Raw genomic sequence first — 11615 nt, forward strand, 5'->3', positions numbered from 1 at the left:
GTCTGAAACAGACTCATCCCCGAATGCTGATTACCAATTTCGCGGGCTGTCGCCTTGCGGACAATTGCAAAAAAATTCACTTTGATTTAGCTGAAGTAACTCAAGCTTTGCATTTTGTGCTGAAAATCCGATAATCTACGATCAAAAGGTCAAACCAACTTGCCCAGAAGTCCCTATGAACTTCCCCCTGTAAGCTCATTGATTAGCTTCGAGGCCGCCGCGCGCCATGTGAGCTTCAAAAACGCAGCGACCGAGTTGAACGTGACCCCGGCAGCCATCAGCCATCAGGTCAAATCATTGGAACAGGAACTTAACTGCTCGTTGTTCCGCCGCCACCATCGCGGGGTTGAGCTGACTGAAAGCGGGGCTTTTCTGCTGGTCGCCCTGCAGCGAGGGCTCGAGGGCATCAGCGAAGCCTTACAGCAGTTGCGGTCGCAATATCACCGATCCGGTGTAACGATTCGGTCCAGCACCGCAGTAAGCTCGCTTTGGCTGACCCCCCGGCTTGCACAATTCTGGAAAAGTCACGGGCATATATCGGTAACGCAAGTTGTCACGGATCTGGGGTTTGACACATCGAAATGCGATCTCAGCATTTGTTATGGGGATGCCTCTGAGGAGAGAGGCAACAACCACGTTCTGTTTCGTGACCGCATCATGGCACTCGGTAGCCCGCGGTTTCTGGAACAAAACAACATCACCGGCATCCGGGACTTTGCGCGCATCCCCTTGATTCACCTTGATGCGCCGGGAACGGGGTGGACAGATTGGCGCGAATGGACCAACCAACTGGGATACGACGGGCCTTTGAATTCAGGGCATCGCGTCAACAACTATACCATTGCGCTTCAGGCCGCACAGGACGACATGGGGGCCGTACTGGGGTGGGAGGGACTGACCTCGGAGCTTGTGACATCCGGGAAACTGGTCAGCCTGCTACCGCAGACACTTTCCTCACCACTGGATTTTTACGTTGCGCTTCACAATACGGCATCTGATCGCGCCAAACTCGTGTATCGGTGGCTGGCGGCGACCACCTGATTTTTTGCGCATTATTAATTACTTATAGAAACCCACTGTATTGCTCTCCGGCCCTGTCGCCGGATAGCAGAGCCTGATTGTGCCTAACGATCATTTTGTTCGTCGGTTGGGTGTTATGTCGCCGGCACCTGGATTTATGTCGGTTTTATTCGAGCCCAAGGTAGAGCGATCACTCTACCATTTCCTCATGATCGACATGAAACACCAGATTGCCGCCAGCCTGCATGGCCAGTTCGAGGAAATGGGGTTTGCCGGGCCCGGCGTCGAGGCTTTGCGCGCGGGCGCAGATGTTTCGCTGAGAACCCTCTACAAGTATTTCCCCAGCCGCGAGGCCATGGTGGTGGGCGCGTTGCAGCACCGAGACCGCGCCTATGCGGACTGGATCGGCGAAGGCGCCGAGGACGGCGCAGCCCATGTTGTCCACATTCTTCAGCGGTTGTCCGACTGGTTGCTCGGGATCTCGAACTGCGGTTGTCTGTTTCGCAATGCCCTGTCCGCCTACCCTGACAGCGCCCCGATACGCGCCGCGGTCGAGGCACATAAATCCGGTATAAGAGCAATGTTTCACCGACGGCTTCTTGATGTTGCCCCGCACTGTGATGCGGACGCATTGGCCGATCAGTTGTTCGTACTGCACGAAGGCCTGACCGAAGCCGCCCGCATGATCGGGCCAGAACGCGCCAGCCGCCAGACACTCCAGACCGCAGCTCTGATCCTGGCTGCGGCGGGCATTGAATAACCCCTTCAAACCAACAGAAAGCCCCGACATGAAACTGAAGGAAATCCACATCTACTCCCATGACCTGCCGGTCAAGAATGGCCCCTATACGATGGCCAGCGGCGCGGTCTGGGCACTGGACACCACCCTTGTCAAACTGGTGTCGGACACAGGTCATGTCGGTTGGGGCGAGACCTGTCCGGTCGGCCCGACCTATGCCGAGGCCCATGCGGACGGCGCGCGCGCCGCGCTGAAGGTGATGGCCGAGGGGTTGATCGGCGCCGAGGCAACACCTGGCACGTTGCGCCGCAAGATGGACACTCTGCTAACCGGTCACAACTATGCCAAGGCCGCGCTGGATATCGCTGCCTATGACCTTTTCGGCAAGTCGCTGGGCATCAATGTCGCCGACTTGTTGGGGGGTGCAGTGACTGACCGTGTGCCGTCGTACTACGCCACCGGCGTCGGCGCGCCGGACGACATTGCAAGACTGGCCAAAGAGAAGCTGGACGAAGGCTATCCGCGTCTGCAGGTCAAGGTCGGCGGTCGCCCGGTCGAGATTGATATAGAGGTGATCACCAAGGTCTGGGAGGTCGTCAAAGGCTCTGGTATGCGTCTGGCGGTGGATGGCAATCGCGGATGGACAACCCGCGACGCCCTGCGCGTCAGCCGGGAATTGCCACATGTGCCGTTCATCATGGAACAGCCCTGCAACACCGTGCAGGATCTGGAGAAGATCCGCCCGCAGGTCAGCCACGGTATCTATATGGATGAAAACAGTGTTGATCTGAACACGGTCGTTTCGGCCGCCGGCACCGGTCTAGTGGATGGATTTGGCATGAAGGTCACGCGTATAGGCGGTCTGACTCACATGCGCGCCTTCCGCGACATCTGCGAAGCGCGCAACCTGCCGCATACATGCGACGACAGCTGGGGTGGCGATATCATCGCGGCCGCCTGCACCCAGATCGGTGCAACCGTCAAGCCTGAGCTGTGCGAAGGGGTCTGGCTGGCAGCGCCCTATATCGAAGGCAACTACGACGCCGAAAACGGCATCCAGATTGTGGGTGGTCACATCGAACGTCCAACCGGGCCGGGTCTGGGTGTCAACCCGAATGAAACGCTTTTCGGCGCACCCGTTGCGTCTTTCGGAGGCTGAGATGATCCCTGAAACAATGAAAGCTGTCCTGCTTACAGGCCATGGTGGCATCGAGAAACTGGACTATCGCGCCGACGTGCCCACACCGCAACCGGAACCAGGCGAGGTGCTGATCCGCGTCACGGCAGCGGGTGTGAACAACACCGATATCAATACGCGCATCGGGTGGTATTCCAAGGCCGTGACGGCTGACACCGAAACCGGTGGGGCCGAAGGATTCGACACGGTCGATGACGATGATGCAAGCTGGTCGGGCGTGCCGATGACCTTTCCGCGCATTCAGGGCGCGGATGTTTGCGGCCATATCGTTGCCGTTGGGGAGGACGTGGACCCCGCCCGCTTCGGCGAACGGGTGATCGTGCGCAACATGCTGCGGACCTATGTGGACTACCGCCCCTATGAATGCTGGACCATCGGCAGCGAATGCGACGGCGGGTTCGCTCAATACTGCAAAGCCCCCGCGCAAGAGACCCACGCCGTCGACTGTGACTGGTCCGACGCCGAGCTGGCCGCGATCCCCTGCGCCTATTCTACCGCCGAAGGCATGTTGCATCGCGCCAGTGTCGGGGCCGAGACGGTTTTGGTAACCGGCGCCTCGGGCGGCGTGGGTTCGGCTGCTGTGCAACTGGCGAAGCGGCGCGGTGCCACGGTAATTGCGCTGTGTTCCCCTTCTAAGGTCGCGGCCGTCCGGGCGCTGGGTGCTGACCGTATACTGGATCGTGATGCCGATCTGGTGGCCGAACTGGGCGCAGGGTCGATCGACGTGGTGGTCGATCTGGTAGCCGGTCCGCAATGGCCCAGCCTGCTGGATGTGCTGCGCCGGGGTGGTCGCTATGTCACTGCGGGGGCCATCGCCGGGCCGATCTGCGAGATCGACGTGCGCACGCTCTACCTGAAAGACCTGACGCTGTATGGCTGCACTTTTCAGGAAGATATCGTGTTCGAAAACCTGGTGAAATACATCGAGGCGGGTGAAATCCGCCCTGTCGTGGCCAAGACCTATCCGCTGTCCGACATCGCTACCGCGCAGGAAGACTTTCTGGCCAAGAAACACACCGGCCAGCTTGTGCTGATCCCGCCGCAGGAGTGATCGATGAAGATAAGAAAAATTGATCTTTTTGGGCTGCACCTGCCCTATTCCGGTGGCAGCTACGAGCTGTCGGGCGGTCGGATCTATACCGGGTTCGACAGTGTCATGGTCTGCCTGACCGCAAATGACGGCACCGAGGGCTGGGGCGAAAGCACACCGTTCGGCCCTAATTACATCGCCGCCCACGCCCGTGGCGCACGCGCCGGGATCGAAGAGATCGCACCCCATCTGATCGGCCGTGATCCCCGCGATGTGGATCGGATCAACGACGCGATGGAGGAGGCGCTTTTGGGGCATAACCACGCCAAGAACGCCATCGATCTGGCCTGTTGGGACATGTTCGGAAAATCCGTGGGTCTGCCGGTCTACAAACTGTTGGGCGGTGGCACGGGAAACCGGCTTCCGGCGATCAGCTCGATCTATGCGGGAACCCCGGAAGACATGCGCGCGCGCGTCGCCGAACACCGCAAGATGGGATATATGGGCCATTCCGTGAAGGTCGGCGCACTGGACAGCGAAGGCGGACCGCAACTGGACGCCGAGCGAATCGCAGCCTCACTGGCTGATCGTCAACCGGGCGAGTATTTTATCGTCGATGCCAATGGCGGGCTAATCCCCGAGACCGCCTTGCGGATGCTTCGCGCCTTGCCGGTCGGGTTGGATTTCGTGCTCGAGGCCCCCTGCGCCACCTGGCGCGAGACCCTTTCATTGCGCCAGCGATGTGATGTGCCAATCATCCTTGATGAACTGGCTCAGGAAGATGGTGACATCTCCAAACTGGTGGCGCTGGACGTGGCAGATGGGATCGGGCTGAAGATATCAAAGGCAGGTGGCCTGACCCATGCGCGCCGCCATCGCGACATCTGCCGGGCCGCCGGTCTGACGATCAGCGTTCAGGACACGGTCGGTTCCACTCTTTCTGCCGCTTCGATCTTTCACATGGGTGCCACGGTGCCCGAGCGGCTGCTACGCTGCGTACTCGACCCGCGGGACATGGTGACCGTTCAAACCGGCTCCTTTGACGCGCCGATCAAAGATGGCGGTGTATTGCCGCCCGATGCACCCGGTCTGGGCGTCGCCGTCAATCGTGACCTTTTGGGTGACCCCATCGCGACCTGGGAGGCGTAACCGGGCCCTTTGCAAGCTCATCCGGACGGATGTTGTGATCTGAAAATCCGGGGCCGTGCATGCCCCGGCCTGCACGGCCCTGCCCAGATCACTCCAACGACACCCAAAGAACCTGAGCATCTTCTTTGCTGGTGGATACACACCCATGCCCCATGCTGCTGTCGTAGTAGAGTGAATCCCCCGCCTTCATTGGCAAAGGGCGGTAGTGTTCCGAGATAAAGATCAACTCGCCGCTCAGTACATACATGAACTCTTCGCCCGAGTGTCGGATCCACGGGTCGAATTCGGAAATATCCCGCGCCCGGATCGTCGCGACATAGGGCAGCATCCGCTTGCTGGTCAGGTCCGAGCACAGCAACTCGTGCAGATAGGTTGCAGTTTCTCGAAACTCGCCCTGCCCTTTTGGCGTATAATCCCGTCGACCGGTAATGCCCGTCTGGCCCGACTGAAGAAACAACTGAGGCGGATTCAGATCCAGTGCCTGTGTCAGGCGTCGCACGATCTCGAAGCTGGGTTTTGTCTGGTTGTTTTCGATCTTCGACAAGGTGGAACGACCGATTCCCGCAGCGCGTCCGGCCTCTTCCAGCGTCCAGCCTTTTTCCCGCCGTGCATCCCGGATCGAACGTCCCAAAGCTGCGCCTTCGTCCAGTTCCTCTGGTGCTGAGGTTTCGTTCCTTTGGTCTTCGCCCATGAAAATCTCCCTATTCCGCTGCAGGTTACCCGTTCCCCTATTCGCACGCAACTTCACGAATATGAGATTTATGTTGATTTACGGGAATAAATTCCACTATAGGAAACAAAATCTCGAACCGGGGATTCGATTGAGAGGAGGAGACTATGTTCAAGACGTCGCTGGCCGAGGCCGACCCGAAGATCGCTGCATCGATTACGCGCGAAGGCACGCGTCAGGCCGAACAGATCGAGCTGATCGCATCCGAAAACATCGTCTCTCAGGCCGTAATCGAGGCGCAGGGTTCGGTGCTGACCAACAAATACGCCGAAGGATATCCTGGCCGCCGCTACTATGGCGGATGCGAGTATGTAGATGAGGTCGAAGTCGAAGCGATCGAACGGCTGAAGCAACTATTCGGCTGTGAATACGCAAACGTGCAGCCGCATTCGGGCGCGCAGGCAAACGGCGCGGTCAAGCTGGCGCTGCTCAGCCCTGGTGACACGATCCTTGGCATGTCGCTGGATGCCGGCGGTCACCTGACCCACGGCGCAAAGCCCGCGCAATCCGGCAAATGGTTCCGCCCCATTCAATACGGTCTGACCGACTCCGGGCTGATCGACTATGATCAGGTTGAGGCGCTTGCCAAGGCCGAAAAGCCCAAGCTGATCATCGCCGGTGCGTCCGCCTATTCGCAGAAGATCGACTTTGCCCGTTTCCGTGCCATTGCTGACGAAGTTGACGCCTGGCTGCTGGCCGACATGGCCCATATCGCCGGGCTGGTTGCAACCGGCCTCCACCCCTCGCCCATCGGTAAAGCGCATGTGGTCACCTCGACCACCCACAAGACCCTGCGTGGCCCGCGCGGCGGCATCATCCTGACCAATGACGATGCACTGGCCAAAAAGATCAACTCGGCCGTTTTCCCCGGCTTGCAGGGCGGCCCGCTGATGCACGTGATCGCAGGCAAGGCGGTGGCCTTTGGCGAGGCGCTGAAACCCGAGTTCAAGGACTACATGCAGCGGGTGGTCGATAGTGCCTCGGCACTGGCGAATGTCATGATGTCACGCGGCTGTGACATCGTTTCGGGCGGCACGGAAAATCACCTGATGCTGGTCGACCTGCGCCCTGTCGGCGTAACAGGCAAAGACGCCGAAGCCGCGCTGGAGCGTGCAGGCTTCACCTGCAACAAGAACAGCGTGCCGGGCGATCCCGAGAAACCCACTGTTACCAGCGGTATTCGTCTGGGCACAGCAGCTGGCTGCAGCCGGGGCTTTGGTCCCGAAGAGTTCCAGCAGATTGGCCACCTGATCGGCGATGTATTGGATGCGCTGGCGCAGGACCCGAACGGTGATGAGGTCGTCGAAAAAGCAACCCGCGAGAAAGTCCGCGCCCTGTGCGCAAGCCACCCGATCTACTGAAAGACACCAAAATGACCTACGACCTTATTGTCATCGGGGGCGGCCCAGGCGGTTATGTCGCCGCCATCCGCGCGGCTCAGCTGGGACTGAAAGTGGCTTGCGTCGAAGGACGCGGAGCACTGGGCGGGACCTGTTTGAATGTGGGGTGCATTCCCTCAAAAGCGTTGCTGACCTCCTCGGCCAAATATGCCGAGCTTGCACACCTTTCCTCCCATGGCATTGCGGTTGAGGGGGCCAGCATCGATGTACCCGCGATGATGGGCCGTAAGGACAAGATCGTCGGCGACCTGACCAAGGGCATCGCGTTTCTGTTCAAGAAAAACGGCGTCGACCTGATAGAAGGCTGGGCCAGCATTCCTGCCGCCGGTCAGGTCAAAGTAGGCGATGACATCTACGACTCCCGAAACATCCTGATCGCTACCGGCTCGGAACCGACCCCTCTGAACGGCATCGAAATTGACGAGCAGAACATTCTCAGTTCGACCGGAGCAATTGCGCTTGAGGCGGTGCCCGAGCATCTGGTCGTCGTCGGCGCCGGAGTGATCGGGCTGGAACTTGGCCAGGTCTGGGCGCGGCTGGGCGCCAAGGTCACCGTTGTGGAGTATCTCGACCGGGTCCTGCCTGGCATTGATGGCGAAATCGCGAAACTGGCGCAGCGTGCCCTTAGCAAGCGCGGACTCAAATTCCAGCTGGGTCGCGCGCTGAAGTCCGTCGATAAGTCCGACACCGGGCTGACGCTTACTCTGGATCGGGTCGGCAAAGACAAGGAAGAGGTAATCGAAGCCGACAAGGTTCTGATCGCCGTCGGACGCCGCCCCGTCACGCGCGGGCTTGGGCTGGAAGAATTGGGGGTGGCCCGTGACCCGCGCGGATTTGTTCAGGTGGACGGCACCTTCTGCACCTCGGTACCCGGCATTTATGCGATCGGTGACTGCATCCCCGGTCCGATGCTGGCGCACAAGGCCGAAGAGGATGGTATGGCCTGTGTCGAGATGCTGGCAGGTCAAGCCGGTCACGTGGACTACAACACCGTTCCGGGCGTTGTTTACACCGATCCCGAGGTCGCCTCGGTCGGCCTGACCGAAGAAGCATTGAAAGAAACAGGCGCCGAATACTCGGTTGGCAAATTCGCCTTCATGGCCAACTCGCGCGCCCGTTCGACCGGCGAAACCGACGGTGCGGTCAAGGTTCTGGCTGATCCAAGCGGCAAAATCCTTGGCGCGCATATCTGCGGCGCTCACGGCGGTGACCTGATTGCCGAGTTGGTTTTGGCGATGACCAAGGGCGCAACCGTGTCAGAAGTTGCGTCGACCTGCCATGCACACCCGGCCATGGGCGAGGCGGTCAAGGAAGCCTGCCTCGACGCCATGGGCCGCGCAATCCACGCGTAAGAGGGAACCGTCAGATGACCATCCAGCTTCGCCCCCGTCACCCCGAAAAGGCCAAAAAGGCCGACAGTGTCATCCCGCGCAAGCCCAAATGGATCCGCCGCAAAAAGATCGAAAGCACGGGATATTACGAAACCCGCCGCCTGATGCGCGACCATGATCTGGCGACGGTGTGCGAAGAGGCCGCCTGCCCCAATATCGGCGAATGCTGGTCCAAGCGCCACGCCACCATGATGATCATGGGCGAGGTCTGCACACGCGGCTGTTCCTTCTGCAATGTGGCGACCGGGCGACCGGACGCGCTGGACGTTTTTGAGCCGGGCCGGGTTGCGGCCGCGGTCAAAAAACTGGGTCTGCGCCACGTGGTGATCACATCCGTGGACCGGGATGATCTGACCGATGGCGGGGCTGAACATATCGCCCAGACCATCCGCGCCGTGCGCCATCAGAATCCGGGCACAACGGTCGAAGTCCTGACTCCGGACTTTCTGGGCAAAAGCAATGCGGCCGATGTCGTTTTCGACGCTGCTCCGGACGTGTTCAACCACAATCTGGAAACCGTCCCGCATCTGTATCCGACAGTCCGCCCTGGCGCGCGCTACTATACGTCTCTGCGGTTGCTGGACGACGCCAAGCGAGCCAATCCCGAGATCTTCACCAAATCCGGCCTGATGGTCGGGCTAGGGGAAAGCGTGAGCGACGTGCGGCAAGTGATGGATGATCTGCGCGCCGCCAATGTCGATTTCCTGACTGTCGGTCAGTACCTGCAGCCGACCCCCAAACACCACCCGATTGACCGGTTCTGGTCACCGGAGAAATTCGCCCAGCTGGAGCAAATCGCACGTTCCAAGGGCTTTCTGCACGTGTCGGCAACTCCGCTGACCCGTTCGTCGTTCCACGCGGACGAAGACTTTGCCGCCCTCAAGCAGGCCCGTCAGCGGGCTATCGCAAACGGGGCATAATCCAGACGCAAATGGGAGGGAAACCATGGAAGCGTTAACAAACTTAGTAGGGGCCATCAATGGCATCGTATGGGGGGTACCGATGCTGGTGCTGATCCTTGGCGCCGGTTTCTTTCTGCAGGTCGGGCTGAAATTCATGCCGATCCTGCGCGTCGGCACCGGCTTCAAGCTGCTGTTTGCCGGTCGTGAAGGTCAGGGCGAAGGGCAGATTAGCCCGTTCAACGCACTGATGACCTCGCTGTCAGCAACAATCGGTACCGGCAACATCGCCGGCGTGGCCACTGCTGTCTTCCTGGGCGGTCCGGGAGCTCTGTTCTGGATGTGGATGACCGCCCTGGTGGGCATGGCCACCAAATATGCCGAAGCTGTCTGTGCCGTGAAATACCGCGAGCAGGACGAACTGGGCAACTTTGTCGGAGGCCCGATGTACTACATCAAGAACGGCTTGTCCTCGAACTGGCACTGGCTGGGCTGGGCATTCGCTCTGTTTGGCGGGATCGCCGCGTTTGGCATCGGTAACGGTGTTCAAGCCAACGGCGTGGCACAGGTTCTGGAAACGAACTTCGGTCTGAACACTTCGGTCACCGGCGTTATTCTGATGATCCTGACCGCAGCCGTTATACTGGGTGGTATCACCCGCATCGGTGCGGTTGCCGGTAAGCTGGTTCCGTTCATGGCGGTTGCCTACATCATCGCAGGTCTGTTGGTTCTGTTGCTCAACATCGGCTCGGTCGGCGCTGCAATTGCAGATGTCTTTGCCTTTGCATTCACACCCTGGGCAGCAAAAGGCGGCGCTGCTGGTGCGGCGGTTTGGCTGGCGATCCGGTTCGGTGTGGCGCGTGGTGTGTTCTCGAACGAAGCCGGTCTGGGTTCGGCTCCGATTGCGCACGCAGCGGCCGAGACCAAAGGTCCGGTCAACCAGGGCCTGATCGCGATGCTGGGTACCTTCATCGACACCATCATCGTCTGCTCGATCACCGGTCTGGCAATCATCTCGTCGGGCGCTCTGGACGCATCGGTCGAACTGTTCAATCAGGACCCCGAACTGGGTGTTTCCGGTGCGGCTCTGACTTCGCTGGCCTTTGAAACTACCCTGCCGGGCATTGGCGGCTACCTGATCGCCATCGCGCTTTCGATCTTTGCCTTCACCACCATTCTGGGTTGGTCGTTCTACGGTGAGAAATGCGTCGAGTTCCTGCTGGGCGTCAAATCTCTGATCCCCTACCGCGTGCTGTGGATCGTCATGATCTACTTCGGCGCGACCGCGGATCTGGGCTTCATCTGGCTGCTGGCAGATACGCTGAACGCCATGATGGCTCTGCCCAACCTGATCGCCCTGCTGTTGCTGAGCCCGGTCGTCTTTAAACTGACGAAAGAGTTCTTCGCCTCGGGCGGCCAATCCGAAGAGCCCGGCGGCTCGCCTGCCGAATAGCATTGGCCTGAAAAACCGGAGGGCCCTCTCGGCCCTCCGCCTTTGAAACAGAATTCCATATCTCGAGGAGAGACGTGATGGCCACGAAAATCCTGCTGCCCATTGATCATACCGACGACCGCTCGTGGAAAAACGCCCTGCCGCTTGCGCTGGAACAGGCGAAGTTTTACGGGGCCGAGCTACACACGGTTTCCGTCATCCCCGAGATCATCCAGCTGCCGAACCTGCCCGCCAACTATGGCGCCGGTGCCAAAGAGCACGTGCGCAACGCGGTTCAGGCGATTCTGGACCACGGCAATGCCTCGGACGTGGCAATCCATATCGAAGAAGGCAGCGTTTACCGCGAAATCCTGAAGCTCGCCTACAAAGAGGGCTTCGATCTGATCGTCATGGCTTCGACCAAAGGCGATTTCCCGAATTATGAGATTGGCCCGAATCTGGCCCGTGTCGTGCGCAACGCGCATTGCACCGTCATGGTCGTTCGTGACCAGTCCCGCTGATTGAAAGGCTTAAGACATGACCGATATTAAGCGCACGCCGTTGTACTCATTGCATGTTGAGTTGGGTGGCAAGATGGTTGATTTTGCTGGGTGGGAGATGCCTGTT

11 protein-coding genes are annotated in these 11615 nt (G+C 59.6%); 10 read left to right on the top strand and 1 reads right to left on the bottom strand.

What is annotated here, in order from left to right:
• The first annotated feature begins 198 nt into the window (after window positions 1-198).
• From ACR0IK_RS08415 to ACR0IK_RS08435, 5 genes are all read left to right on the top strand, one after another.
• A complete protein-coding gene (locus ACR0IK_RS08415) occupies window positions 199-1041 on the top strand; it encodes a LysR family transcriptional regulator (RefSeq protein WP_480641134.1) in 843 nt (280 codons plus the stop codon).
• Between the two features lie 136 nt (window positions 1042-1177).
• The gene (locus tag ACR0IK_RS08420; RefSeq protein ID WP_480641135.1) at window positions 1178-1780 is read left to right on the top strand and encodes a TetR/AcrR family transcriptional regulator; all 603 of its coding nucleotides are present in this window, start codon (window positions 1178-1180) and stop codon (window positions 1778-1780) included.
• Window positions 1781-1808: 28 nt separating this feature from the next.
• Window positions 1809-2918 carry a mandelate racemase/muconate lactonizing enzyme family protein gene (locus ACR0IK_RS08425; RefSeq protein WP_480641136.1) on the top strand — a complete coding sequence of 370 codons (1110 nt, stop codon included), beginning with the start codon at window positions 1809-1811 and terminating at the stop codon, window positions 2916-2918.
• A 1-nt stretch (window position 2919) separates the two neighbouring features.
• Window positions 2920-4008: an alcohol dehydrogenase family protein gene (locus tag ACR0IK_RS08430; RefSeq protein ID WP_480596721.1), complete on the top strand. Its 1089-nt coding sequence runs from the start codon at window positions 2920-2922 to the stop codon at window positions 4006-4008.
• Between the two features lie 3 nt (window positions 4009-4011).
• Window positions 4012-5136: a mandelate racemase/muconate lactonizing enzyme family protein gene (locus ACR0IK_RS08435; protein WP_480641138.1), complete on the top strand. Its 1125-nt coding sequence runs from the start codon at window positions 4012-4014 to the stop codon at window positions 5134-5136.
• An 88-nt stretch (window positions 5137-5224) separates the two neighbouring features.
• Here ACR0IK_RS08435 and ACR0IK_RS08440 read toward each other — a convergent pair whose 3' ends face one another.
• Entirely contained in the window at window positions 5225-5827 is a 603-nt protein-coding gene (locus ACR0IK_RS08440; protein ID WP_480596717.1) for a helix-turn-helix domain-containing protein, read from the bottom strand.
• Between the two features lie 146 nt (window positions 5828-5973).
• Between ACR0IK_RS08440 and glyA the strand changes: the two genes are divergently transcribed.
• The 5 genes from glyA to ACR0IK_RS08465 all read left to right on the top strand — a co-directional run bounded on the left by glyA (window position 5974) and on the right by ACR0IK_RS08465 (window position 11509).
• Entirely contained in the window at window positions 5974-7227 is a 1254-nt protein-coding gene (gene glyA / locus ACR0IK_RS08445; protein ID WP_480641139.1) for a serine hydroxymethyltransferase, read from the top strand.
• 11 nt (window positions 7228-7238) lie between these two features.
• Window positions 7239-8618 (top strand): dihydrolipoyl dehydrogenase, encoded by a 1380-nt coding sequence (gene lpdA, locus ACR0IK_RS08450; protein ID WP_480641140.1) that lies wholly within the window; start codon window positions 7239-7241, stop codon window positions 8616-8618.
• A 14-nt stretch (window positions 8619-8632) separates the two neighbouring features.
• Window positions 8633-9577, top strand: a complete 945-nt coding sequence (gene lipA, locus ACR0IK_RS08455; RefSeq protein WP_480641141.1) for a lipoyl synthase — start codon at window positions 8633-8635, stop codon at window positions 9575-9577.
• Window positions 9578-9602: 25 nt separating this feature from the next.
• Complete coding sequence (locus ACR0IK_RS08460; protein ID WP_480596709.1) at window positions 9603-11009, top strand: alanine/glycine:cation symporter family protein; 1407 nt, start codon at window positions 9603-9605, stop codon at window positions 11007-11009.
• Window positions 11010-11086: 77 nt separating this feature from the next.
• Window positions 11087-11509: a universal stress protein gene (locus ACR0IK_RS08465; protein ID WP_480596707.1), complete on the top strand. Its 423-nt coding sequence runs from the start codon at window positions 11087-11089 to the stop codon at window positions 11507-11509.
• Window positions 11510-11615 lie beyond the last annotated feature (106 nt).

It is taken from the genome of Ruegeria sp. BF7, from assembly GCF_056538605.1.

Excerpts from the sequence above, each read along its gene's own strand:
- ACR0IK_RS08420 (WP_480641135.1), top strand. The coding sequence starts at position 1,178 with ATGTCGGTTTTATTCGAGCCCAAGGTAGAGCGATCACTCTACCATTTC.
- ACR0IK_RS08425 (WP_480641136.1), top strand. The coding sequence starts at position 1,809 with ATGAAACTGAAGGAAATCCACATCTACTCCCATGACCTGCCGGTCAAG.
- ACR0IK_RS08430 (WP_480596721.1), top strand. The coding sequence starts at position 2,920 with ATGATCCCTGAAACAATGAAAGCTGTCCTGCTTACAGGCCATGGTGGC.
- ACR0IK_RS08435 (WP_480641138.1), top strand. The coding sequence starts at position 4,012 with ATGAAGATAAGAAAAATTGATCTTTTTGGGCTGCACCTGCCCTATTCC.
- ACR0IK_RS08440 (WP_480596717.1), bottom strand. The coding sequence starts at position 5,827 with ATGGGCGAAGACCAAAGGAACGAAACCTCAGCACCAGAGGAACTGGAC.
- glyA (WP_480641139.1), top strand. The coding sequence starts at position 5,974 with ATGTTCAAGACGTCGCTGGCCGAGGCCGACCCGAAGATCGCTGCATCG.
- lpdA (WP_480641140.1), top strand. The coding sequence starts at position 7,239 with ATGACCTACGACCTTATTGTCATCGGGGGCGGCCCAGGCGGTTATGTC.
- lipA (WP_480641141.1), top strand. The coding sequence starts at position 8,633 with ATGACCATCCAGCTTCGCCCCCGTCACCCCGAAAAGGCCAAAAAGGCC.
- ACR0IK_RS08460 (WP_480596709.1), top strand. The coding sequence starts at position 9,603 with ATGGAAGCGTTAACAAACTTAGTAGGGGCCATCAATGGCATCGTATGG.
- ACR0IK_RS08465 (WP_480596707.1), top strand. The coding sequence starts at position 11,087 with ATGGCCACGAAAATCCTGCTGCCCATTGATCATACCGACGACCGCTCG.